Source organism: Gilliamella sp. W8128 (genome assembly GCF_016100545.1).
Lineage (GTDB): Bacteria > Pseudomonadota > Gammaproteobacteria > Enterobacterales > Orbaceae > Gilliamella > Gilliamella apis.
This window is the reverse complement of record NZ_JACFSE010000028.1, coordinates 1-495: the sequence shown is the minus strand read 5'-3', so window position 1 is coordinate 495 and position 495 is coordinate 1. Positions and strand designations below refer to the sequence as shown.

The 495-nt window shown below is 35.8% G+C and carries 1 protein-coding gene; it reads left to right on the top strand.

Annotation, left to right across the window (positions count from 1 at the left end):
- Nucleotides 1–185: 185 nt before the first annotated feature.
- The coding region (locus tag H3U97_RS11360) for a hypothetical protein (RefSeq protein WP_198199011.1) at nt 186–495 on the top strand (310 nt) is incomplete at its 3' end.

Here is a 495-nt window from a genome sequence, read left to right as displayed (position 1 = left end):
TCTGATATGGATTATAATTTTCAACACACAACACACAACACACAACCTGCCCAACCTATAATTTCACCTCTCTAAAGTTAAGCGCGTATCGTTTATTATTTCACAGTAGTTTATTATTTCAGCAATTTCCGAAATTTCAGCAAAATTTTTTAAAATTTCTTGGTTTAGCCTGTTTATCTCGATCGATGGTTTTGGTTTTAACCGTGGTTGTATTACTGTCTATCTCTTTTTCCAATTATGCATTAACCACTAAAACGACCAATATTATTTATGGCTCAGCACCTTATTTAACCTTTGATGGTGGTCGTACCCGGGTAACCAATACCGAAGCGCTACTCGGGATATCGCTTTCTGATGGTAGAAGATTTACTCCCACAACCAATAATTCGAGTTCAACTAATCCTATCGTTTTACCTGTTGCTGGTCAGAGTTTTAATGATATTGGTATGTTAGTACCAAGGGATACTGATTCTATTGCATTAAGTTCACTTATTG